We start from the raw sequence: 24,455 nt of genomic DNA on the forward strand, positions 1-24,455 counted from the left end.
CCTATGTCTGAGATTTTAAAAAATGACATTGATCCAATCGAAACACAAGATTGGTTACAATCATTAGATTCTTTAATTCGTGAAGAAGGCGTTGAGCGTGCGCAATACATCATTGAGCAAGTCATCGGTCAAGCCCGCACCAATGGCGTTTCATTGCCGACAGGTGTGACCACTGATTATGTCAATACGATTCCTGTTTCAGAACAACCAGCTTATCCGGGTAACCGTGAAATTGAACGTCGTATTCGTTCTGCGGTACGTTGGAATGCCATTGCAATGGTTTTGCGTAGTCAGAAAAAAGATCTCGACTTAGGCGGTCATATTTCGACTTTCCAATCTGCTGCGACTATGTATGAAGTGTGCTACAACCACTTCTTTAAAGCCGCAACAGAGAAAAATGGCGGTGATTTAATCTTCTTCCAAGGCCATGCCGCACCGGGAATGTATGCCCGTGCTTTCTTAGAAGGTCGTATTACGGAAGAACAAATGGACAATTTCCGTCAAGAAGCCTTTGTTGACGGCTTATCTTCATACCCTCACCCGAAATTAATGCCTGAATTCTGGCAATTTTCAACGGTTTCTATGGGATTAGGCCCGGTCAATGCGATTTATCAAGCCCGTTTCTTAAAATACCTAGACAATCGTGGTTTAAAAGATACGAAAGGTCAAAAAGTCTATGCCTTCTTAGGTGATGGTGAAATGGATGAAATTGAGTCTAAAGGGGCATTAACCTTTGCCGCCCGTGAAGGCTTAGATAACTTAATTTTCACCGTAAGCTGTAATTTACAACGCTTAGACGGCCCGGTAAACGGTAACGGTAAAATCGTTCAAGAATTGGAAGGTTTATTCACCGGTGCCGGTTGGGAAGTGATCAAAGTTTTATGGGGCAGCAACTGGGATAGACTTTTTGAAAAAGATACCTCCGGTAAATTAACCCAATTAATGATGGAAGTGGTTGATGGTGATTACTTAACCTTCAAATCCAAAGATGGCGCTTATGTTCGTGAGCATTTCTTTGGCCGTTATCCGGAAACCGCTGCACTAGTTGCGGATATGACAGATGATGAAATCTGGGCGTTACGTCGTGGTGCACATGATTCTGAAAAACTTTATGCCGCTTATGCAAAAGCACAAAATGCGACAAAACCGGTTGTCATTTTAGCGCAACAAGTAAAAGGCTATAAAATTCCTGAAGCGGAAAGTAAAAATACTGCTCACCAATCGAAAAAAATGTCCTATGAGAGCCTTAAAGGTTTCCGTGATTACTTCCAATTACCACTGACTGATGAGCAAGTGGAAAAATTGGAATACATCAAATTCCCGGAAGGTTCTGAAGAATACAATTATTTACATGGCCAACGTAAAGCGTTAGACGGTTATGTGCCTGCACGCAAACCGAAATTTGATGTGGAATATCCGGTACCGGCATTAGATGAGTTTAAAGCATTATTAGATGCCCAGCCTCGTGGTATTTCTACGACAATGGCGTTTTCTCGTGTATTAAATACCCTATTAAAAGATAAAAATATCGGTAAAACCATTGTACCAATTATCGCTGATGAAGCCCGTACTTTTGGTATGGAAGGTTTATTCCGTCAAATCGGTATTTACAATCCACATGGTCAAAACTATGTGCCTTCCGATCGTGACTTAGTGGCATACTATCGTGAAGCGAAAGATGGCCAGGTGTTACAAGAAGGGATCAACGAATTAGGGGCAACGGCTTCTTGGGTAGCGGCAGCAACCTCATATTCTGTGAGCAACCGTCCAATGATCCCATTCTTCATTTATTACTCCATGTTCGGTTTCCAACGTGTGGGCGATATGATGTGGTTAGCCGGCGACCAATTGGCTCGTGGTTTTATGATCGGTGGAACATCCGGTCGTACAACCTTAAACGGTGAAGGTTTACAACATGAAGACGGACACAGTCATATTCAAGCGGGCGTTATCCCTAACTGTATCACCTATGATCCGTCTTTTGCCTTTGAAGTGGCGGTCATCGTTCAAGATGGTATCCGCCGTATGTACGGTGAAAAACAAGAAGATGTCTTCTATTACATCACTACATTAAATGAAGTGACAGAGCAACCGGCAATGCCTGCTGGGGCAGAAGAAGGTATCCGTAAAGGTTTATATAAATTTGAAACGGTAGAAGGCAAAGGTAAAGGCCATGTTCAGCTTTTAGGTTCAGGGGCCATTATGCGCCATGTTCGTGAAGCGGCACAAATTCTTGCTAAAGACTATGGTGTGACTTCTGATGTCTTCTCTGCACCGTCATTTAACGAGTTAGCCCGTGATGGTCACGATGTAGCCCGTTGGAACTTATTCCATCCAACCGAAACACAACGTGTGCCTTATGTTGCACAGGTTCTTGCGGATTTACCAACGGTTGCTTCAACAGATTATATTAAGGCTTATGCAGATCAAATCCGTGCATTTGTACCAACCAAACATTATCACGTCTTGGGGACAGATGGCTTTGGTCGTTCTGACAGCCGTGCTAACTTGCGTGAACATTTTGAAGTTGATGAGCGTTATATCGTTGTTGCCGCACTTTCCCAATTAGAAAAAGAAGGGACAGTAACGAACCAAGTGGTTGCAGAGGCGATTGCGAAATTCGGTTTGAATGTTGAGCGTATCAATCCGCTTTATGCGTAATTGATGAAAACGGCGGTCAAAATGACCTTCAATTTGACCGCACTTTACAAAGGAACAAAATATGTCAAAACAAATTCAAATTCCTGATATTGGTAGTGATGAAGTTACCGTAACGGAAGTGATGGTAAAAGTGGGCGATACCATTGAAGTGGATCAAAGCATTATTAATGTCGAGGGTGATAAGGCGTCAATGGAAGTGCCTGCGCCGGAAGCGGGTGTCGTTAAAGAAGTGTTAGTGAAAGTGGGCGATAAAGTCACCACCGGTACCCCGATGCTTGTGTTAGATGCCGCCGCTGAAGCTCCAACATCAGCGCCGGCACAAGAGGTAAAACCCGTTGAAGCACCAACCATATCTGCAGCAAGTGTTGTAGAGGTGAATGTACCGGACATTGGTTCTGATGAAGTCAATGTGACAGAAATTATGGTGAAAGTCGGTGATGCGGTTGAAGTGGATCAATCCATCATCAACGTAGAGGGCGATAAAGCTTCTATGGAAGTGCCGGCCCCGATTGCCGGTGTGGTAAAAGAGATTTTAATCAATGTCGGTGATAAAGTTTCTACCGGTAAATTGATTATGAAATTTGAAGTGGCAGGCAGTGCGCCGACAGCTTCAGCACCAACTCAAGAAACGACTGCTCCGGTGGCAACTGCATCTGCGATTAAAGATGTGAATGTGCCGGATATCGGCGGTGATGAAGTCAATGTCACCGAAATTATGGTAGCCGTTGGAGATAGCGTTTCTGAAGAGCAATCTCTGATTACCGTTGAAGGTGATAAAGCCTCTATGGAAGTACCTGCGCCATTTGCAGGGGTTGTCAAAGAGATTTTAGTGAAATCGGGCGATAAAGTGTCAACCGGTTCATTAATTATGCGTTTTGAAGTGGTCGGTAGCACCCCTGTCGCTGCACCGGCCCAACCTAGCGCACCTTCACAACCGGTTGTTGCAGCAACAGCTGAACCTGCACCCGCTGCACAAAGCGGCAATGTATCAGGTTTAAGCCAAGAACAAGTGGTAGCAAGCGCCGGTTATGCGCATGCAACGCCTGTGATTCGCCGTTTAGCCCGTGAGTTTGGTATTAATTTAGATAAGGTTAAAGGCACTGGACGTAAAGGTCGCATCGTTAAAGAAGATATTGAAGCCTACGTGAAAACAGCGGTGAAAGCCTACGAAAGCGGGGCAACTTCACCAGCGGCAGGCAATGGTGTGGCAAATGGTGCAGGTCTTGGCTTATTACCATGGCCGAAAGTGGATTTCAGCAAATTTGGTGAAATTGAGGAAGTGGAATTAAGCCGTATCAATAAGATTTCAGGCGCAAATTTACACCGCAACTGGGTGATGATTCCACATGTTACTCACTTTGATAAAGCGGATATCACCGATTTAGAAGCCTTCCGTAAAGAACAAAATGCCTTGGCGGAAAAACAAAAATTGGGTGTGAAAATTACCCCGGTTGTGTTTATTATGAAAGCGGTGGCGAAAGCTTTGGAAGCCTATCCACGTTTTAACAGTTCAATTACAGAAGATGCACAACGCCTGATCTTGAAAAAATACATCAATATCGGTGTGGCGGTGGATACACCAAACGGTTTAGTCGTACCGGTGTTCAAAAATGTGAACAAAAAAGGGATTATCGAACTTTCTCGTGAATTAATGGAAGTGTCGAAAAAAGCCCGTGAAGGTAAACTTTCTGCATCGGATATGCAAGGGGGTTGTTTCACAATTTCAAGCCTTGGTGGTATCGGTACAACGCATTTTGCACCAATTGTCAATGCACCGGAAGTGGCGATTTTAGGGGTGTCTAAATCCTCTATGGAACCGGTATGGAATGGCAAAGAATTCGCGCCTCGCTTAATTCTTCCAATGTCATTATCATTCGATCACCGTGTGATCGATGGTGCTGACGGTGCCCGTTTCATCAGCTACATCGGTTCTGTATTAGCGGATTTACGTCGCTTGATTATGTAATCAACACGCCTCTCGAGTTTGAGGGGCGTTTTTTTAACGATGCTTGATTGCTCAAAAGAGCGGTCAAAAATTTCAACGTTTTTACGAGGTAAAAATGAGTAAAGAAATTAAAACCCAAGTCGTTGTACTTGGTGCAGGCCCGGCAGGGTACTCCGCGGCATTCCGTTGTGCGGATTTAGGATTAGAAACCGTGCTTGTTGAGCGTTATTCAACCCTTGGTGGTGTTTGCTTAAACGTAGGCTGTATTCCTTCAAAAGCCTTATTGCATGTGGCAAAAGTCATTGAAGAAGCCAAACATGCTGAAAAAAATGGGATCTATTTTAGTGAGCCAAAAATTGATTTAGACCAAGTTCGTGCCGGTAAAGATGCAGTGGTCGCAAAATTAACGGGCGGTCTTGCAGGGATGGCAAAACAGCGTAAAGTAACCGTTGTTGAAGGTTTAGCGACATTTGCTGATCCCAACACATTGGTGGCTCGTGATCGTGATGGTAATCCAACCACCATTAAATTTGACAATGCTATTATTGCGGCAGGTTCTCGTCCAATTGAATTGCCTTTCATTCCACACGAAGATCCGCGTATTTGGAATTCAACAGATGCCCTTAAATTAAAAGAAGTACCGAAAAAATTACTCATCATGGGTGGTGGCATTATCGGTTTAGAAATGGGAACAGTTTATCACGCACTGGGTTCTGAGATTGAAGTGGTGGAAATGTTCGACCAAGTGATTCCGGCTGCGGATAAAGATGTGGTGGCAATCTATACCAAACAAATCGAGAAAAAATTTAAACTGATGTTAGAAACCAAGGTCACCGCCGTTGAAGCAAAAGATGACGGTATCTATGTTTCAATGGAAGGAAAAGCTTGTAACGATACGAAACGTTATGATGCTGTATTAGTGGCGATTGGTCGTGTGCCGAACGGTAAATTAATTGATGCGGGTAAAGCAGGTGTTGAAGTAGATGACCGTGGATTTATTCATGTGGATAAACAGATGCGTACCAATGTACCGCATATTTTTGCTATCGGTGATATTGTTGGTCAGCCAATGCTTGCGCATAAAGGGGTGCATGAAGGTCATGTTGCCGCTGAAGTGATTGCAGGACAAAAACATTATTTTGATCCGAAAGTGATCCCATCGATCGCTTATACCGAACCTGAAGTGGCATGGGTGGGTAAAACGGAAAAAGAATGTAAACAAGAAGGCTTAAATTACGAAGTAGCGAAATTCCCTTGGGCTGCTTCCGGCCGTGCCATTGCCTCTGAATGTTCAGAAGGGATGACAAAACTTATCTTTGACAAAGAGACACATCGTCTATTAGGTGGTGCGATTGTCGGCTCAAATGGTGGCGAATTGCTCGGTGAAATTGGTTTAGCCATTGAAATGGGTTGTGATGCGGAAGATATTGCCTTAACTATTCACGCTCACCCAACTTTACATGAGTCCGTTGGTTTAGCCGCTGAAGTATTTGAAGGTTCCATTACCGACCTTCCAAATGCCAAAGCGAAGAAAAAATAATTCATTCATGTGATAAAAAGGCAATCCTAATCGATTGCCTTTTTTTGTGGAATATTTCACAAAAATGCATAAAAATTCAATTTTAACTGGCTATTTAAGCTTATATTTGATAGTCTTTGCGAGATTTTATTTTTATGTTTTTTAATTATTTTAAATTTTTTAGTATGTTAAAACGAATTTTCATCATTTTAGGGCTGGCAACACTGGCCAGTGCTTGTTCAAGTGGCTCACATTCATCCCAGTACAGTAAAATTTCAGAAAGTGATGATGCGCAGCTGACCGGATTAATCCGTCATTTAGAGAAAGCCGATCGTGGTGTTCATCACACTTTAAGAACAAATCGTCCACGTTCCGGTTTGATTGGTGATAAAGCCCTTGCCGGGGTCTATAACGAATGGGCGGGCACCCGCTATCGAATGGGGGGAACAACCAAACGTGGAATTGATTGTTCGGCATTTATGCAAACCGCATTTTTATCCGCCTATGGTATTGAATTACCTCGTTCAACGGCTGAACAACGCCATTTAGGACGTAAGATCAGCAAACATGAATTGCAAAAAGGCGATCTTGTTTTTTTCCGTGGTAATAATCACGTTGGCGTTTATATTGGTAATAACCAGTTTATGCATGCCAGTTCCAGCCAAGGGGTGACGATCAGCTCTTTAGATGAAAATTACTGGGCAAGAACCTATACCCAATCTCGCCGTATCATGTAAGTGCGGTCATTTTTAGAAAGGTATTGAAGCTGAATTGGAGATTTTCCAATTCAGCTTTTTTGTGAAAATATTTTTCTTAAGGCAGGGAGAGGGTACGATCAGTAATTTCCATTTTCTATAATATTTTATGATAGAATGATAGCCTAATAATTGATTTCATCTCACTTTAATTAAACTGATTTATGAACACACAACTCGAGCTTATCAAATCCTCCATTAAATCCATTCCTAATTATCCAAAAGAAGGCATTATTTTCCGTGATATTACTGCCTTATTAGAAGTGCCGGAAGCGTTCAAAGCCAGCATTGATTTAATCGTTGCGCAGTATCGTGACAAAAACATTACCAAAGTGTTGGGTACCGAATCCCGTGGGTTTATTTTTGGTGCGCCGGTTGCCCTTGCATTGGGGTTACCTTTTGAATTAGTCCGCAAACCGAAAAAACTCCCTCGTGAAACCATTTCACAATCTTATCAATTGGAATATGGTGAAGACACTCTGGAAATTCACGTTGATGCGATTTCAGCAGAGGATAATGTCCTCATCATTGACGATTTACTCGCCACTGGAGGAACTGTTGAAGCCACTGTTAAATTGGTGGAACGACTTGGCGGTAAAGTCGAACATGCGGCGTTTGTGATTAATTTACCGGAACTCGGTGGAGAAAAACGCTTGAATGATTTAGGGGTCAGCTGCTATACCCTAGTGAATTTTGACGGTCATTAATTGCATTATTTATGAGCTATCAAGTTTTAGCCCGAAAGTGGCGTCCGCAAACCTTTGAAGATGTGGTGGGACAAAGCCATATTCTCACCGCACTTTCTAATGGGTTAAAAGAACAGCGACTTCATCACGCCTATCTCTTTTCCGGAACGCGTGGCGTAGGGAAAACCTCTATTGCCCGCCTATTTGCCAAAGGATTAAATTGTATTAAAAATGGCATTACGGCTCACCCTTGTGGTGAATGTGAAAATTGTAAAGCCATTGAACAAGGCTCATTTATTGATTTAATTGAAATTGATGCTGCTTCTCGAACGAAGGTAGAAGATACCCGAGAATTACTGGATAACGTGCAATACAAACCGGTGGTAGGGCGCTTTAAAGTGTATTTGATTGATGAAGTGCATATGCTTTCACGTCATTCTTTCAATGCTTTGTTGAAAACCTTAGAAGAACCCCCGGAATATGTGAAATTTTTACTGGCAACAACAGATCCGCAAAAATTGCCGGTAACCATTTTATCCCGTTGTATGCAATTTCATCTTAAAGCCTTAGATGAAACGCAAATTTCGCAACATCTTGCCCATATTTTAAGTCAAGAAGCGATCCCCTTTGAACCATTGGCTTTAGATAAATTAGCCAAAGCGGCGCAGGGGAGTCTCCGAGATAGCCTGAGTCTTACGGATCAAGCCATAGCAATGGGTGATCGCCATGTTACGGTTAATGTGGTTAACATGATGTTAGGGCTGTTAGATGAAAGCCAAGCCATTGATATTATTTATGCGCTACACCAAGGTAACGGTGAAGCATTAATGAAAAGTATTCAAGAAGTGGCAGAAAAGGCAGGCGATTGGGACAGCTTGTTGGCAGAGGTCGCAGAAAAGTTACATCAAATTGCCTTAATGCAATTGCTACCACAACATTCAGCCCATGAAAATGAGCATCTTGCTTTTCTCGCTAAACATATTGCACCGGAAGATGTACAGTTTTTCTATCAGATTGTTGTTTCCGGTCGAAAGGAATTGAGTATCGCCCCCAACTATCGTGTTGGAACGGAAATGACATTATTACGGGCGTTAGCATTCCACCCAAAGTTCCTCGCGGCGACACCTAAGCCTCATGTATCTGAGGTCAACCCTGCTTTAGCGGAAAAAAGTGCGGTTGAAAATCAGGGAAATTATATTGATGTACCGGTGTTGTCGCAGAATATTAAAGGGTGTTATGGGGCATCGGCTCCCTCTTCAACCTCAACACTCAATCTTGCCAGCCTTGCGGCATTAGATGCACTAAATCAACTTAATCAAATTGAAGACAGTGAACGGCAATCTCATCAAAAAGAAATGAATGATGTGGTGAATGAAACCCTGCATCATATTCAAACCCTTGATGAGCAAAAAACAGAAAGAAAAATGACCGCACTTCCTGTGCGGGAAATGACACCACCTAAGAAGACGGCAGAGAAACCAAAAGCGCAGTCAAGGGGTTCTCATCTCCCCCAAAATATTCAAACCATGAAAAATGCCATGGAGGATACGGAGGAGCTGGAGCAAGAAGAACAAGACATGCAGGATGCCCAAAGCTATCGTTGGGAGTGGCGTAATCCTGAGCTTGCTAAAGAAGTGGAGGCCATTCGCCCCTCTGATATTAAGCAAGCCATTTTGAAGGATATGACGCCGGAGTTACGTTTACGCATTATTAGCATTACACAAGAGCGAGATGAATGGACGGATATGATTGAGCGTTCCGGTGTTACCGGTTTTGCCAAAGAATTGGCATTAAATTGTTTTTTACGCCATAAAACCGAAGAGAATATTCAGCTTGGCCTTCATTCGGAAAAAGCCCATTTACGCCAAGCCCGAAATATTGAGGTTTTAACGGAAGCACTTCGCCAACTTTATGGATCTCAGCTGAATGTTGATATTCAATTGGATGATCGTGATGTTGTGACGCCAATGGATCATCGCAAACAGGTGTATCAAGATCTTTGCGAGCAAGCCCGTGATGAACTTCAACAAGATAAAAAACTCCACCTCCTACAAAAAGAGTTTGATGCCCAGTTGGATATTGAAAGTATCCGACCAGTTTAAATTTAATCTCACCTCATTCCTTCCTTTGGCGATAAAAATCTCCCGCTAAATCTTTCATCATCAAGGCTTAGCGGGAGAGAAAAGTGCGGTCAAAAATCGCTTTAAATTTTATTGTTCGGGCAGTGATCCGGAATTCCAACTCTGCGCTTCATCCGGGCGTTTTATTTGTAATAAGAAACGCTGATTAGCCGGTGCTTGTGGTTGAACAACCGTACTTGATGGGGTAGAGAATGAAATCCCTCCTTTTAACAGCTGTTGCACACTTCCTGTATTAAATTTAGCGCCTTTCCAACCCAGTGTGAAGTCATAGCCGGAAGCCACCCAAAACTCGCTGTTTTTACGCACCAAGTGTTGATATTTAGGCATAATAGCAATGTGAATTAATACCCGATCACCAAGGCTATTGAGATCAAATTTACGAATTGTTCCCACTTCAACGCCACGATAAAGCACAGGGGAGCCTTCAGTTAAGTTCATCGCATCATTGGTTTCAAGAATAAACGGTGTACCTTGGCTGTATTTATTTCGACTTTCAGTGGTTTTGGCAAGATTAAATTGCGTTTTGCTTTTCCCATTTCCTACTTCGATATCAATATAGGGCTGTAAAAGGCTATCGAGATTTTCAATCGCACCGGCAGAAATTTGTGGCGAAATCACTTTAAAGGTAGAACCTTCTTTCGCAACAATGCCCATATAGTTAGGATTGATAAGAGCTTTGGCGGTAATTTTGCGTGATTTTGCTTCTAATGCCACACTTTCTACCTCACCGATAGATAGGCCCAGATAACGTAAGCTCATACCTTTGCTGAGGTTGGTGGCATCATCGGTCACCAAGGTAATGACATTCCCTGCCGATTTTGCTCTCAGTTCATTGGCATACAAGGTGGTATTTTTTCCTGAACCTGTGTTATCAAAGCTAATAGCGCCTTTTAATGAACGGGCAATCGGTGTGGCCTGAATGCTGATACCTTTTGGCGTAATATCAACTTGTGCCGCACTTTCTACCCAGAAGACACTTTTATCGGTTAGCAAATGTTTGTGAGGCGGATAAATATAAACATCCACATTAAAGTGATTGGCATGAGGCTGAATATTGGTGATTTTCCCCACTTCGTATTGGTGATAAAGTACAATAGAGCCTTTATCTATACTCGGGAGTGTCGGGGTTTTTAAGGTAATGCTTGGTTCAACCAAATTGCCAGTAATCCCGTATTCGGCATTTTGAACATCTTTATAAAGCGGATAGTGGCTCAGTGCCTCACCTAATCCTTTTTTCGCAATAATACGAATACCGCCTTGTAGCCATTTTTCAGGATGGGCTGCACCAAATCGCACACCATCAGCACTAATATTCACATCAAAATTGGAGGCAGCGACAAAAAGGGTATTAGGATTAATTAAATTACGATAGGCAGAGGCAATAGCCACTTCGTATTCCACGCCATCAATCCCAATTTTTTGGTTGATGATTTCACCGATTGCAATATTGTTATAGTAAATGGATTGACCTTCTGATACCCCATAGCTTTCAGGTGCGGTTAGCTTAATCACTAGGGTATTGGGGGTTTTTAAGAGTAATTCATTTTCTTTAATCACATCAAATTGTAATCGTTCTTCTCCATCCCCTGGGATGATTTCAAAGTAATCCCCACTGAAAAAGCGTTTTGGATCGGTTAAATCCCCCAAAGTCGGTTTTTTATTGCGAAGTACAATGCGGGTATTGGTTTTTAATAAATTGGCTTGATTAGGATCGATAAGTAACGTGCCTTGCAAGATGTTCTCGTTATTTTCAACGCTACTGAGCGCAGAAAGGACACCGATTTTGTCATCTTGGTAATAGACATCATTTCGTCCTTCTTCTAAACCGGCCACCGTTGGGATGGTAATATCCACGTTAATGCCCCGTTTTGCCGCTTGGAGATTGGTGTAGAGAGTATAAGTGGTATTTTCTGTGGCTTCAGGGCTGTTTGCCGGAGAATCAAAAGAAACCGCCCCTTGAACGATGGAATTGACGCTTTCCATATTAAAGTTCAAGCCTGCCGGTGTGATGTTGGCGGAGATACCACTAATGTTCCAAAAGCGTGAGTCCTTTTTGACAAAACGGGCATACTCTTTATCAATCACCACATCAATTTCAACTTTATTATCCTTATTAAAACGGTAATCATAAATTTTCCCGACCGGCAATTTTTTGAAATAAACCGCCGCCCCAATGGAGATCGAGCCAAGATCATCGGAAACTAAATGAATGAGTAAATCGCCGGGAGTGACTTGAGCGATTGGCCCTTTTTCTTGGGCGATAAATTCATCTTGGCTATCGCCATCGCCCGGTTGGAGGGTAATGTAGTTGCCTGATACCAAGGAATCTAAGCCGGAAATCCCCGCAAGAGAAACACTGGGCTGCACGACCCAAAATTTGGTATTTTCACGCAGCACGCCGGTGGCTTCAGGATAAATATTGGCGATCACTTCAACTTTTTGCATATTGTCGGCAAAGTTCACCTTTTTCACCACCCCGATTTGTAAGCCTTGATAGCGAATAGGCGTTTTGTCGGCGACTAAGCCCGCACCGTTTGTAAAAGTAATTTTAATACTTTTACCTTGTTCTTCAACGATCTGAAAAAACAAAATTGCACCAATACACAGGGCAATAAAGGGTAATAACCAAAAAGGCGAAACTTTTCGGTTTTTGCGTAACACTGCTTGAACCGCTTTATACTGTGAAGCAATACTTGGCGGATGGTTTGTTGAATGTTCGTTATTTTGTTGTTTTTCGCTCATAAATTTTCCAAATAAGTCGGCTATCAAATTGTGAAGTTGACATCATGGTGAGAAAAACGGCAGCACCAAAATAAAAGGCTGCCGGTCCCACGGTGAAATTAATAATTTGTCCTCGTGTAACCAATGACATCATTAATGCAAGAACAAATAAATCCAGCATTGACCAACGGCCTACGAAATGAACAATATGTAAAAGACGCATTTGCCATTTTATCGAATGTTGCCATTTGAAATGAACACTAGCGAGTAAATACAGCATAATGAAAATTTTGCTTATGGGCACAAAAATACTCGCAAAGAACACAACAAAGGCAACAAAATAACTTTTCATGTTGATAAATGATATCACACCGGACATTAAGGTATCTTCTGATAATGCACCGGTTAAATAGACACCGGATATAGGCAGTAAATTTGCCGGAAAGAGCATAATAATACCGGCAATAAGCAGCGCCCATGTTCGTTGCAATTTAATGCTTTCAGAAATATCTAAGCGTGAATCACAGCGAGGGCAGTTTGAATGGCCGTGACTGTGCTTGATCTCTGAATGAGGGAAGGAATAATTGCAGGCGGTGCAGAGTTCGATGTCATCATCCATTTCTCGGGGTTGGTTGTGTTCAGGATAGAATTCATCCCATAACTCATTGACATTAATTTTAATGAACAAAAGGGTCGTTAAAAGTGCGGTAAAGATAAAGGCAAATAAATAAGCGTTAATTTCTAAAGCGGCATATTCTCGCACCTTAAACATGGAAACCCCAAGGGCTACGAGATAAACATCAAACATCACCCAAGGCTTAATGTAACCAAGAAAGAGTAAAACATTGCGTGGGCGGATACCCAGTAATTTGGAAAACCACAACATGAGTACCAAAATTGCAAAAGAAATCGGCATCAATATGGCACAAATAAACACTAAAAAAGCGGTGTATTGATAGCCGGCGGTGGCCATTTTCCAAATGCCTTCCCACACGGAAGCATCAACCTTAACACCGAGTAAATCAAGGCTTAAGAGAGGAAAGCCCAATGCAAAAGGCATTAAGATGAGAAGAGAAAGGGCGATCATCGCACAGCGATGCAGCGACCAACGCTGGGTTGTGGCTAAAACATGATGACAACGAGGGCATTGTGCCTGCTCATCCTTGGGCAAGGGATAGGCTATCGAGACGACTTCATCGCATTCGCCACAGCGGGCGATTTTATAGCGGATATCGGTGATTTTAGGCGTCGTCATAATGATGTTGTCATAAAGTGCGGTCAAAAAAATTGGCGTATTTTAGCCTGATTTCTTCTATTTTGTGAAGTTAATGTGAGACAGTGGGGAGATTTTTCGCCAAAACTATGGATTTTATTAATGTTTCTTATGAATTTATTAAAATTGACATCATAGATAAACTTATTTTATTGTAACAGCGTTATACATTCTGATAGGAAAAGTCACATGAGCTATGCAAAAGAAATCAATAATTTGAACCAAACTATTGCGGATTTTAATAAAAAAATAAATATTTCCTTTGAGTTTTTCCCGCCTAAAAATGAAAAAATGGAAAATATGTTATGGGAGTCTATTCACCGCTTAAAAGTCTTAGAGCCTAAATTTGTTTCTGTGACTTATGGCGCTAATTCCGGTGAGCGGGATCGCACTCACAGTATTGTGAAAGCCATTAAACAGGAAACCGGATTAGAAGCAGCACCTCACCTAACGGGGATTGATGCTTCACCTGAAGAATTAAAGCAAATTGCGAAAGATTATTGGGATAGCGGTATTCGCCATATTGTCGCATTGCGAGGCGATGAGCCAAAAGGTTATGAAAAGAAACCTTTTTATGCGGCAGATCTTGTAGCATTATTGCGATCTGTTGCAGATTTTGATATTTCCGTTGCGGCTTACCCTGAAGTGCATCCTGAAGCGAAATCGGCACAAGCGGATTTAATCAACTTAAAACGTAAAATTGATGCCGGTGCAAACCATGTGATTACCCAATTTTTCTTTGATATTGAAAGTTACCTGCGTTTCCGTGATCGTTGTGCCTCTATCGGCATTGATACAGAAATTGTGCCGGGAATTTTGCCGGTAACCAATTTTAAACAGCTTCAAAAAATGGCTTCTTTCACCAATGTGAAAATTCCTACTTGGCTTGCCAAAGCCTACGAGGGATTGGATAATGACCCGACAACCCGTAATCTTGTGGCGGCAAGTGTTGCCATGGATATGGTGAAAATTTTATCCAGTGAAGGGGTGAACGATTTCCATTTCTACACCCTTAATCGTAGCGAGCTTACCTATGCTATTTGCCATATGTTAGGCATTCGCCCGAAAGTGTAAATAAAAGACTGAGCAGATAGAGATAGTACTATAATTCGTAAAAATTTATACTGAATTGTGTATAAATAACGTTTATAATCAAGCCCTTTGATAATCAAGGGGCTACGGAGAAAATATATGGTCGATGAAACTAAAAAGTCTATATTACAGCGTCGTTTTAAGGACTATCACTATTTGCATCGCTATTTTGTGGGTGACGGTATTGATATTGGTGGAGGAAAAGATTCACTTGCTCAGTTCCTTGGATATATACCCTTTATGAGAAGTGTTAGAACTTGGGATATTCAAGATGGTGACGGGCAATATTTGGCATCAATTCCGGATAATAGCTACGATTTTGTTTATTCTTCACATTGTTTAGAACACTTGCATGACCCTTATGTTGGATTAGAAAATTGGTTACGTGTATTAAAATCCGGTGGATATTTAGTTGTGACTATTCCTGATGAAGATTTGTATGAAGGTGGAATTTGGCCTTCAATTAAAAATTTAGATCACAAAAGTAGTTTCACTATTTATAAACATAAATCGACAATGCCAAAATCAGTAAATGTTCTGGATTTATTAATTGCATTTGCAGATAAGGCAAGCATTGAACGGGTAATGCAAATACGTGATTTTTACATTGAAGGACTTGCTCCAGAAATCGATCAAACGTTAGGTAATGCAGAATGTGCAATTGAGTTTGTACTTAGAAAGTTTTAAAAAAGATAGGCGGTGGTGGTAGAAATCACCGCCCAAGTGATGTTTATTGTTCTATATTTTTATCTACTATCTCGTCCAATACATTTTCTTTTGCTACTCTTAGATATTGAATCATAGACCAAACCGTTAAAATGGCAGCAACGTAAAGTAAAACGATCGCTAATATTTCCATATAAACATTATAACGCCACAGTAACCCGCCTAATGCCAGCATTTGTGAGGTGGTTTTCACTTTTCCCAGCCAAGATACCGCCACTTTATTGCGTTCTCCCAGTTCAGCCATCCATTCACGCAAAGCAGAAATAATAATTTCACGGGAAATCATAATAATAGCCGGAATGGTGATCCAAAAGGTATGCTGATATTCAACGATAAGTACGAGTGCGGCAACCACCATCACTTTATCAGCCACAGGATCGAGAAATGCACCAAAACGGGTAGTTTGTTTCCATTTGCGGGCAAGATAGCCATCAAGCCAATCGGTGACACCGGCAATGAAAAAAATGAGGGTGGTAATAAAAGGGGCTGATTCAATAGGCAGATAAAAGGTAATCACAAAAAATGGAATGAGGATTACGCGAAAAATCGTGAGAAAAGTCGGAATGTTAAATCTCATGGAAAATTAACCGCACTTTGGTTATAAATGCCTTTATTCTAAAGGATCTCTCGTGATAAAAAAAGCCACATCAAGGGGCTTTATTGTAAAGATTTAATAAAGATTTACCTCTATTGAACGGTGATTTTCATTTATTTTTAATATGATTTTATTTCAACCTGATTTCTCTATTTAATCAGCCAATCTCAGTATAAAAGTGAATGTTGGGAATGATATCCTCACATTGATATATTATTTTTTGAAGGTAATATTACCAAGTGTTGTATCATTCATTTAATTTTGTCGAAGTAAGGGTAGCAGTTATGGCTAAAAATCATTCATTATCCACCACGCTTATTCATGCCGGACGTAATAAACGGTTTGCCCAAGGTGCAGTCAATCCGGTTATCCAACGAGCATCTTCACTGGTTTTTGACACCATTGCAGAAAAAAAACACTGCACGAAAAATCGTTATAAAGGCGAATTGTTTTATGGGCGTCGGGGGACGCTAACGCATTTTGCCTTGCAAGATCTGATGTGCGAAATGGAAGGTGGTGCAGGTTGCTATCTTTATCCTTGCGGTGCGGCGGCGGTAACCAATGCGATTTTGTCTTTTGTGAAAAGCGGTGATCATATTCTAATGAGTGGTGCGGCTTATGAACCGACACAAGATTTCTGCAATATTGTTTTGAAAAAGATGCAGGTTGATACCACCTATTATGATCCTTTAATGGGGGAGAGCATTGCACAACTCATCCAACCCAATACCACCGTACTTTTTTTAGAGGCACCGAGTTCGCTCACCATGGAAGTGCCGGATATTCCGGCCATTGTAAAGGCAGCACGCGCAGTTAACCCTGATATTGTGATTATGATTGATAATACTTGGGGTGCGGGGGTGCTGTTTAAAGCGTTGGAATACGGTATTGATATTTCTATTCAGGCAGGCACGAAATATTTAGTGGGACATTCGGATGTGATGATTGGCACAGCGGTGGCCAATGCTCGCACATGGGATCATCTGCGTGAACATTCCTATTTGATGGGGCAAATGGTCGATGCCGATTCCGCTTATACCACAGCAAGAGGTATTCGCACGTTAATGGTGCGTTTAAAACAGCATCATGAAAGTAGCCTTAAAATCGCCAAATGGTTGAGTGAACAGCCCCAAGTGAAAGCGGTTTATCATCCGGCGTTGCCAAGTTGTCCGGGGCATGAATTTTTCCAACGTGATTTTCAAGGAGCAAGTGGATTATTTTCCTTTGAATTAATTCAACGTTTAACCGATGAACAAGTGGCGCAATTTATGGATCATTTCAAGCTCTTTACCATGGCTTATTCATGGGGGGGCTTTGAATCTTTAATTTTATGCAATCAACCGGAAGAAATAGCTAAAATTCGCCCGAATATTACAAGAAAGCTTGCGGGATCACTTATTCGGGTACATATCGGTTTTGAAGATCCCGATGAATTAATTGAGGATTTGAAAGCAGGATTTGAACGTATTGCATAATAAATTGATTGGTGATTGATATAAAAAGGGCTTGGTAACAAGCCCTTATTTACTCATTTCTTCAGTTGATTTATCATACCTGCCGTTTTTAATAGAAAAAGAGATAACAATGAAACATATTCATATTTTAGGTATTTGTGGCACATTTATGGGGGGCGTTGCGATGCTCGCAAAGCAAATGGGATATAAAGTAACGGGATCAGATACCAATGTTTACCCCCCGATGAGCATCTTTTTACAAGAACAAAATATTGACATTATTCCTCATTACAATGTGGATCAACTTCAACCGGCACCGGATATGGTGATTATTGGCAATGCACTCAAACGTGGTAACCCTTGCGTAGAATATATATTAGAAAACCGTTTACCCTACACATCAGGCCCACAATGGTTACATGATCATTTATTAAGAAATCGTTGGGTTTTAGCGGTTTCAGGAACGCACGGTAAAACCACTACAACCGGAATGCTAACTTGGATTTTAGAACAAAATGGCTTGAAACCGGGTTTTTTAATTGGCGGTATTGCCGGTAATTTTGGCACGTCCGCCCGCTTGGGGGAAAGCCCGTTTTTTGTCATTGAAGCGGATGAATATGATACGGCGTTTTTCGATAAACGTTCTAAGTTTGTCCATTACAATCCTAAAACCTTAATTATCAATAATATCAGTTTTGATCATGCGGATATTTTTGATGATCTGAAAGCCATTCAACGCCAGTTTCATCATATGATTCGTACCATTCCGGCAAGTGGGCGTATTCTTTCTTTTGCTAATGAACAAAGCGTAAAAGATACCTTAGCCATGGGCTGTTGGTCTGAGCAACAATTTATCGGAGAAGATAAAGAATGGTTTGCAGAGCGTATCACAACAGATGCCTCTCATTTTGCGGTATTCCATCATGGTGAAAAAGTCGCTGAAGTAAAATGGAATGTGGTGGGCGTGCATAATATGCATAATGCCTTAATGGCAATTGCCAGCGCTTACCATGCAGGAGTTTCTGTGGAAAAAGCCTGTGAAGCGTTAGGTACTTTTATTAACGCTAAACGCCGTTTAGAAGTGAAAGGTGAGGTAAACGGAATCACCGTTTATGATGATTTTGCCCATCATCCTGAAGCGATTTTAGCCACCTTAACTGCATTGCGTGATAAAGTCGGCGGTGGCGTTCGAATTCTTGCGGTATTAGAACCCCGCTCAAATACTATGAAAATGGGCGTACACAAAGATGAAATTGCCCCTGCATTGGGCAGAGCGGATGTGGTCTTTATGTTACAACCCGACAACCTCTCTTGGGATGTGGCTGATATTGCCTCACAATGCGTTCAACCGGCCTATTGGACGGCCAATCTTGATAAATTAGTGGAAATGATTGTGGCAGAAGCTCAGCCTACCGATCATATTCTAGTGATGTCAAATGGAAGCTTTGGTGGTATTCACCAAAAGATTTTAGATAAACTAAAATAATTTTTTGTAAAGTGCGGTGAGAAAATAAAGTGTTTTTTGACCGCACTTTTTGTTTTTATTTTTTGATTAAAAAGGAGAAAAAATGGCTGATCCGCATATTCAATCCCCAATGGATACTTGGGATAAGATCACGGTGGTGATTTATCGCACAGGGTTTGTTGTCGCTGCCTTTGGTGTTTTACTGTTGAGCTGGTTTCCTGATGAGGCTAAAGTGGCTATTTTGATTGCCGCAACCTGTTGTGCTTCCTCTTTGCATATTTACCTTAAACACTTTCGTTTAACCTTTCAATTTGCCACTTGGATTGGCTTACTTTGTTATATTTTAGGTTGGCATGAACTGGCATTAGGCGGAGCATTGGTCACATTAGGTGGACTTTGTTTTAAAGAATATTTTTGTTTTCGAGTACCTTTATTGAATTTACAGCCGATTTTTGTGGCAATACTCTGGTTTGTTTGGGTTTTTGAAGGAGGAATTTTCACCCGGATCTTATCCATTATTGTTGGTGTGTTGCTGTTATTACTGGCTATCCAAAAATGGCGAATGCCATTGCATTTTGATATTGGGGATAAAACAAAGTATCAAATCTAGAAAGGAAAGAGCGATCAATTGATCGCTCTTTTTGTTGGATTTAGTGAAGGTAGGTCACGAAGGCCAAGAACACTTTTAATAATGAGGCATTAATTAAATCAATAAAGAATGCGCCCACCATTGGTACGATTAAGAACGCTTTGTGAGAAGCACCAAAACGGCTGGTAATGGCCTGCATGTTAGCAACTGCTGTTGGGGTTGCCCCTAAACCAAAACCACAGTGTCCGGCACTGAGTACGATAGCATCGTAATCTTTACCCATAAAACGATAAGTGACATAAATAGCGAAGAATGCCATAAAGGCGACTTGGATGGCGAGAATGATTAATACATCGCCTGCAAGACCGGCTAATTCCCAAAGTTTTAATGACATTAAGGCAATGGCTAAGAAAATCGATAAGCCCACACTACCTAATACGTCAATGGCAGAATCAGCCACTTTAAATTTGAAAATATGTGCTAAGGCATTACGGATAATCACACCGGTGAACAAACACCAAACGAACGTTGGGAGTTGTAATGCTGTGCCTTTTGTTACGCTATCTAAATATTTACCGATCAATAAACAGAAAGACATCATCGCAATGGTTTCAATGATAGAGCGTGCATTGACTTTACGTTGATAGGTTGGGTGTTCAAAGGCTTCTTGCACATCATCCACCTCATCATTTTCCGGGTTTTCCCCTTGTTTTTGACGATTTAGTAAAAAACGCGCTACCGGACCACCAATGATGCCACCAAAGACTAAACCGAACGTGGCACAGGCCATGGCGATTTCTGTTGCCGCCGGTAAGTTAAATTCTTTGATGAAGGTTTCAGCCCAAGCCGCTCCCGTACCATGACCACCGGTTAAGGTCACGGAGCCGGCTAATAATCCATAAGCAGGGTCAATGCCTAAAATTTGGCTACCGGCAACACCGATAACATTTTGGAAAAAAATTAATGTTGCAGCTACAAAGAGGAAAACGATAAGAGGTTTACCGCCTTTCATTAAACGGGCAAAGTTCGCACTCAAACCGATAGATGAGAAAAACACGAGCATCATGGTTGTTTGCAAGCTTTTCTCAAAGGTAAATGAGGTCCCGTCTATTTGATACCAAATTGTCAATGCGATAGCCACAATGAAACCGCCGACAACCGGTTCGGGAATGTTAAAGTTTTTTAGTACGCTGATGCGTTTTACTAAAAAATAGCCCAATAACAACACAAGGCTTGCGAGAGCCAGTGTTTGATAAGTATCAAATACAATATTCACGAAATATCCTCCTGTAATTGGTTTCGGAAAAGTTATATGCTGTGTTCAGGTTCGATCACCACAATATCCACATTACTATGTAAACCACGGGGGAGTGGTGAACCTTTTCTACCACGTTCCGCTCGGAATTTTTGGAGATCCTCCGGTTTTAATGTGATTTTTCGTTTACCGGAGTGGAACTCAAGACTGGCTTGATCTGAAATGAGCAACAGTTTGACTAATAATTCACTGCGATCTTTTGCATTGGCTGCAGAAATACTCACAATTTTATTGCCTTTACCTTTTGATAATACCGGTAAATCTTGCACCGGGAAAATCAGCATTCTGCCGGCTGAGGTCAAGGCCACGAGAAGTTCGGTTGAATTCGGCAGAATTTTAGGTTCCAACACTTTGGCATTTTCCGGTAAAGAAATCAAGGCTTTTCCTGCTTTATTGCGGGCAATTAAATCGTCAAATTTGCAAATAAAACCATAGCCTGCATCAGAAGACATGAGTAATGTTTGTTGTTCTGCTGCCATCATCACATGCTCAATGGTTGCCCCAGCAGGTAGGCTTAATTTACCGGTGAGCGGTTCGCCCTGTGAGCGGGCGGAAGGCAGACTGAGCGGATCAACAGCATAGCTGCGTCCTGTGCTATCAATGAATACGGCGGCTTGATTGCTCTTACCGCAAGCATGGGCAAGATAGCCATCACCCGCTTTATAACTTAATGCTTTCGGATCGATATCATGTCCTTTCGCACAGCGTGCCCAGCCCATTTGCGATAAAATAACGGTGACCGGTTCTGCCGGTATCATTTCGCTTTCTGAAATGGCTTTAGCCTCTTCACGTTCGACTAATTGCGACATCCGAGGGCTGGCATATTTTTTGGCATCTTCTTGGATCTCTTTTTTAATGAGGGTATTGAGGCGGCGTTCAGAACCTAAAATCGCCTCTAAATTTGACCGCTCTTTTTCTAATTCATTTTGCTCTGCACGGAGTTGATGCTCTTCTAATTTGGCTAAGTGACGTAGCCGTAAATTTAAAATGGCATCCGTTTGTTCATCACTTAAGTTAAAGCGAGCCATTAATTCTGCTTTAGGATCGTCCTCATGGCGAATAATCTCGATCACTTCATCAATATTCAAAAAAGCAATCATTAAGCCTTCTAAAATATGCAGACGGGAAAGCACTTTATCCAAGCGATATTGCAAGCGGCGTGTCACGGTGGTACGGCGGAAATGTAGCCATTCATTGAGAATTTGTACTAACCCTTTCACTGCCGGTTTATGATCAAGCCCAATCATATTCATATTCACCCGATAGCTTTTTTCCAGATCGGTGGTGGCAAATAAATGCGCCATCAGGGCATCAGTATCTACTCGATTAGAACGAGGAACGATCACAATCCGAATCGGGTTTTCGTGATCGGCTTCATCACGAATATCTTCCACCATCGGCAATTTTTTGGCTGTCATTTGCTCAGCAATTTGGGCAATAATTTTAGACGGCGAAGACTGGTGGGGAAGGGCAGAAATAATGATTTCCCCCTCTTCTTTTTTCCAGGTCGCCCGCATTTTGATCGAGCCCCGACCCTGTTCATAAATTTTACGAATTTCCGCTTTAGGTGAAATAATTTCTGCTTCAGTTGGAAAATCCGGGCCTTGCACAATGTTTAACAGATCATCAAGGTTGGCTTTGGGATGATCGAGTAAATGAATGGCGGCATCGGCAATTTCATTAATATTATGAGGGGGAATATCCGTTGCCATTCCCACCGCAATCCCTGTCGTACCATTGAGCAAGATATGGGGTAAACGTGCCGGTAAATATTGGGGTTCTTCCAGTGTGCCATCAAAATTGGGTTGGTAATCTACTGTGCCTTGGCCAAGTTCAGAAAGTAAAATTTCAGAAATTTTGGAAAGACGTGATTCTGTATAACGCATTGCCGCAAAGGATTTAGGATCATCCGGTGCGCCCCAGTTACCTTGACCGTCTACCAAGGGATAGCGATAAGAAAAGGGTTGCGCCATTAATACCATGGCTTCATAACAAGCGGAATCGCCATGGGGGTGGAATTTACCTAACACATCCCCCACGGTACGGGCAGATTTTTTGTATTTTGCGGAGGCATTTAAGCCCAGCTCCGACATGGCATAAATAATACGGCGTTGTACCGGTTTTAAACCATCGCCAATAAAAGGCAATGCACGATCCATAATGACGTACATTGAATAATTGAGATAGGCACTTTCAGTGAAAGTGCGAAGTGGCATTTGCTCAATGCCTTCGTAGTTAATATTTGTACTCATATATTGTTTCGTTTATAAAATTTTCCTAGTTGCTCGCCCAAAAATGATTAAAAATTTGACTGCACTTTATTCATTCTTTTAGATTATTTCTTGGTCGCGCCACTTTCCATATCTGCGTGGCTGTGCTGTGTCATCCCTTTGTGGCTGTCGATTTCATAGGGAACCGGTTGCGGTTTTTGTGGGTTAGGATCGTTTTTAATCGGTTCATCTTTTAATTTACCGGAATAAATTGACGGATTTTTTTCTCCTGTTACCACAATTTGTCCCATTGTCCCCTTGTTAGCAGCACGAAAAATGGAATGATCCATAAACACATAAGTGCCGGGAACATCAATTTGAGTTTCGACAATCGTCGCACCACCTGACGGAATCAGCGTGGTTTGTACATTGTGGTTAATTAATGTCCCGCCTTCCACATAGACGTTATCAAACACCGCACCGATTAAATGGAATGATGAAATCAAATTAGGGCCGGCGTTGCCGACAAATAAACGAATTTTTTCACCAGTTTTGGCTTGGAGTGCGTTTTCCCCCATCATTGATCCCACTTTGCCGTTGAACAGCACATAATCAGGGCGCTCATCAATGGCTTTGCTCATACTAAAGGGTTGCAAACCCGGTTCACCAAATCGTCCTTTAACGTAGAATTCGCTTTGCATAATATAAAATTCACGATCGACTTTAGGTAAGCCTTCCTTTGGTTCTACTAAGATTAAACCATACATACCTTTGGCAAGATGAACTGCCACCGGTTGACTACCGCAATGGTACAAATAAATGCCCGAACGCAGCGCTTTAAATTGAAACGTACCGGTTCTGGTTGGTGCGGTTTCACTGGCGATGGCTCCGCCCATCGGTGCCGAGGCAGCGTGAAAATCAATACTATGAGACATCATTGAGCTGGCCGAGTTGGAAAGTTGTACTTCTACCACATCGCCTTCCCGTACCCGAATAAAGGGGGCCGGCACATTGCCATTAAATGTCCAAAACTTGTATTGTACCCCTTCCATCAATTCCATAATTTTTTCAAGTGCGGTCAGTTTTACCACTACTTTTGCCGGATAATTGCGATCAATGGGTTTTGGCACCTGCGGTGCAAGTGTGATTTCTGCCTCAATTTCAGGTAGTTCTGTGAAGGTTTTTTCCATGGTTTTGCCTTCCGCTTGAGCCGGCATTTGAATTAAACCTGCTCCGAGACTCAAGGTGGCGATGCTTAATGTGGTATTCTTAAGAAAATCACGGCGTTGTTCGTTCATTTTTTACCTA

At 41.8% G+C, this 24,455-nt stretch carries 17 protein-coding genes; 11 read left to right on the forward strand and 6 right to left on the reverse strand.

Annotated features, from left to right (window positions below):
* Positions 1–3 precede the first annotated feature (3 nt).
* From aceE to dnaX, 6 genes are all read left to right on the forward strand, one after another.
* Positions 4–2,661 (forward strand): pyruvate dehydrogenase (acetyl-transferring), homodimeric type, encoded by a 2,658-nt coding sequence (gene aceE, locus BKK48_RS05730; RefSeq protein WP_077427190.1) that lies wholly within the window; start codon positions 4–6, stop codon positions 2,659–2,661.
* 61 nt (positions 2,662–2,722) lie between these two features.
* Positions 2,723–4,627 carry a pyruvate dehydrogenase complex dihydrolipoyllysine-residue acetyltransferase gene (aceF, locus tag BKK48_RS05735; RefSeq protein WP_077427191.1) on the forward strand — a complete coding sequence of 635 codons (1,905 nt, stop codon included), beginning with the start codon at positions 2,723–2,725 and terminating at the stop codon, positions 4,625–4,627.
* Between the two features lie 94 nt (positions 4,628–4,721).
* Entirely contained in the window at positions 4,722–6,146 is a 1,425-nt protein-coding gene (lpdA, locus tag BKK48_RS05740; RefSeq protein ID WP_077427192.1) for a dihydrolipoyl dehydrogenase, read from the forward strand.
* Between the two features lie 164 nt (positions 6,147–6,310).
* Positions 6,311–6,862, forward strand: coding sequence for an NlpC/P60 family protein (locus tag BKK48_RS05745; protein ID WP_077427238.1), 552 nt, complete (start codon positions 6,311–6,313; stop codon positions 6,860–6,862).
* 182 nt (positions 6,863–7,044) lie between these two features.
* Positions 7,045–7,587 carry an adenine phosphoribosyltransferase gene (gene apt, locus BKK48_RS05750; protein WP_077427193.1) on the forward strand — a complete coding sequence of 181 codons (543 nt, stop codon included), beginning with the start codon at positions 7,045–7,047 and terminating at the stop codon, positions 7,585–7,587.
* Positions 7,588–7,598: 11 nt separating this feature from the next.
* Positions 7,599–9,668 carry a DNA polymerase III subunit gamma/tau gene (gene dnaX, locus BKK48_RS05755; RefSeq protein WP_077427194.1) on the forward strand — a complete coding sequence of 690 codons (2,070 nt, stop codon included), beginning with the start codon at positions 7,599–7,601 and terminating at the stop codon, positions 9,666–9,668.
* A 108-nt stretch (positions 9,669–9,776) separates the two neighbouring features.
* On the opposite strand, the gene BKK48_RS05760 is transcribed toward dnaX, so the two are convergent.
* Entirely contained in the window at positions 9,777–12,449 is a 2,673-nt protein-coding gene (locus BKK48_RS05760) for a PqiB family protein (protein ID WP_077427195.1), read from the reverse strand.
* On the reverse strand, positions 12,427–13,683 hold the full coding sequence (locus BKK48_RS05765) for a paraquat-inducible protein A (protein ID WP_077427196.1): 1,257 nt from the start codon (positions 13,681–13,683) through the stop codon (positions 12,427–12,429). Before BKK48_RS05765 ends, BKK48_RS05760 begins: the two co-directional genes overlap by 23 nt.
* 207 nt (positions 13,684–13,890) lie before the next feature.
* Between BKK48_RS05765 and metF the strand changes: the two genes are divergently transcribed.
* Positions 13,891–14,775, forward strand: coding sequence for a methylenetetrahydrofolate reductase (gene metF / locus BKK48_RS05770; protein ID WP_077427197.1), 885 nt, complete (start codon positions 13,891–13,893; stop codon positions 14,773–14,775).
* A 117-nt stretch (positions 14,776–14,892) separates the two neighbouring features.
* Complete coding sequence (locus BKK48_RS05775; protein WP_077427198.1) at positions 14,893–15,480, forward strand: class I SAM-dependent methyltransferase; 588 nt, start codon at positions 14,893–14,895, stop codon at positions 15,478–15,480.
* A 43-nt stretch (positions 15,481–15,523) separates the two neighbouring features.
* On the opposite strand, the gene pgsA is transcribed toward BKK48_RS05775, so the two are convergent.
* On the reverse strand, positions 15,524–16,096 hold the full coding sequence (gene pgsA / locus BKK48_RS05780) for a CDP-diacylglycerol--glycerol-3-phosphate 3-phosphatidyltransferase (protein ID WP_077427199.1): 573 nt from the start codon (positions 16,094–16,096) through the stop codon (positions 15,524–15,526).
* Between the two features lie 302 nt (positions 16,097–16,398).
* Between pgsA and metC the strand changes: the two genes are divergently transcribed.
* From metC to BKK48_RS05795, 3 genes are all read left to right on the forward strand, one after another.
* Positions 16,399–17,589: a cystathionine beta-lyase gene (gene metC, locus BKK48_RS05785; RefSeq protein WP_077427200.1), complete on the forward strand. Its 1,191-nt coding sequence runs from the start codon at positions 16,399–16,401 to the stop codon at positions 17,587–17,589.
* A gap of 109 nt (positions 17,590–17,698) precedes the next feature.
* Entirely contained in the window at positions 17,699–19,054 is a 1,356-nt protein-coding gene (gene mpl, locus BKK48_RS05790; RefSeq protein ID WP_077427201.1) for a UDP-N-acetylmuramate:L-alanyl-gamma-D-glutamyl-meso-diaminopimelate ligase, read from the forward strand.
* An 82-nt stretch (positions 19,055–19,136) separates the two neighbouring features.
* The gene (locus BKK48_RS05795) at positions 19,137–19,643 is read left to right on the forward strand and encodes a DUF2301 domain-containing membrane protein (RefSeq protein ID WP_077427202.1); all 507 of its coding nucleotides are present in this window, start codon (positions 19,137–19,139) and stop codon (positions 19,641–19,643) included.
* A 40-nt stretch (positions 19,644–19,683) separates the two neighbouring features.
* On the opposite strand, the gene gltS is transcribed toward BKK48_RS05795, so the two are convergent.
* The 3 genes from gltS to nirK all read right to left on the reverse strand — a co-directional run bounded on the left by gltS (position 19,684) and on the right by nirK (position 24,445).
* Positions 19,684–20,898 carry a sodium/glutamate symporter gene (gene gltS, locus BKK48_RS05800; RefSeq protein WP_077427203.1) on the reverse strand — a complete coding sequence of 405 codons (1,215 nt, stop codon included), beginning with the start codon at positions 20,896–20,898 and terminating at the stop codon, positions 19,684–19,686.
* A 32-nt stretch (positions 20,899–20,930) separates the two neighbouring features.
* Positions 20,931–23,189, reverse strand: a complete 2,259-nt coding sequence (gene parC, locus BKK48_RS05805) for a DNA topoisomerase IV subunit A (protein ID WP_077427204.1) — start codon at positions 23,187–23,189, stop codon at positions 20,931–20,933.
* Positions 23,190–23,272: 83 nt separating this feature from the next.
* On the reverse strand, positions 23,273–24,445 hold the full coding sequence (gene nirK / locus BKK48_RS05810) for a copper-containing nitrite reductase (protein WP_077427205.1): 1,173 nt from the start codon (positions 24,443–24,445) through the stop codon (positions 23,273–23,275).
* Between the last annotated feature and the right edge of the window lie 10 nt (positions 24,446–24,455).

It is taken from the genome of Rodentibacter heidelbergensis, assembly GCF_002000125.1.
Lineage (GTDB): Bacteria > Pseudomonadota > Gammaproteobacteria > Enterobacterales > Pasteurellaceae > Rodentibacter > Rodentibacter heidelbergensis.

What these genes read in the sequence shown, in the direction of transcription:
- aceE (WP_077427190.1), top strand. Translation starts at nt 4, where the DNA reads ATGTCTGAGATTTTAAAAAATGACATTGATCCAATCGAAACACAAGAT.
- aceF (WP_077427191.1), top strand. Translation starts at nt 2,723, where the DNA reads ATGTCAAAACAAATTCAAATTCCTGATATTGGTAGTGATGAAGTTACC.
- lpdA (WP_077427192.1), top strand. Translation starts at nt 4,722, where the DNA reads ATGAGTAAAGAAATTAAAACCCAAGTCGTTGTACTTGGTGCAGGCCCG.
- BKK48_RS05745 (WP_077427238.1), top strand. Translation starts at nt 6,311, where the DNA reads ATGTTAAAACGAATTTTCATCATTTTAGGGCTGGCAACACTGGCCAGT.
- apt (WP_077427193.1), top strand. Translation starts at nt 7,045, where the DNA reads ATGAACACACAACTCGAGCTTATCAAATCCTCCATTAAATCCATTCCT.
- dnaX (WP_077427194.1), top strand. Translation starts at nt 7,599, where the DNA reads ATGAGCTATCAAGTTTTAGCCCGAAAGTGGCGTCCGCAAACCTTTGAA.
- BKK48_RS05760 (WP_077427195.1), bottom strand. Translation starts at nt 12,449, where the DNA reads ATGAGCGAAAAACAACAAAATAACGAACATTCAACAAACCATCCGCCA.
- BKK48_RS05765 (WP_077427196.1), bottom strand. Translation starts at nt 13,683, where the DNA reads ATGACGACGCCTAAAATCACCGATATCCGCTATAAAATCGCCCGCTGT.
- metF (WP_077427197.1), top strand. Translation starts at nt 13,891, where the DNA reads ATGAGCTATGCAAAAGAAATCAATAATTTGAACCAAACTATTGCGGAT.
- BKK48_RS05775 (WP_077427198.1), top strand. Translation starts at nt 14,893, where the DNA reads ATGGTCGATGAAACTAAAAAGTCTATATTACAGCGTCGTTTTAAGGAC.
- pgsA (WP_077427199.1), bottom strand. Translation starts at nt 16,096, where the DNA reads ATGAGATTTAACATTCCGACTTTTCTCACGATTTTTCGCGTAATCCTC.
- metC (WP_077427200.1), top strand. Translation starts at nt 16,399, where the DNA reads ATGGCTAAAAATCATTCATTATCCACCACGCTTATTCATGCCGGACGT.
- mpl (WP_077427201.1), top strand. Translation starts at nt 17,699, where the DNA reads ATGAAACATATTCATATTTTAGGTATTTGTGGCACATTTATGGGGGGC.
- BKK48_RS05795 (WP_077427202.1), top strand. Translation starts at nt 19,137, where the DNA reads ATGGCTGATCCGCATATTCAATCCCCAATGGATACTTGGGATAAGATC.
- parC (WP_077427204.1), bottom strand. Translation starts at nt 23,189, where the DNA reads ATGAGTACAAATATTAACTACGAAGGCATTGAGCAAATGCCACTTCGC.
- nirK (WP_077427205.1), bottom strand. Translation starts at nt 24,445, where the DNA reads ATGAACGAACAACGCCGTGATTTTCTTAAGAATACCACATTAAGCATC.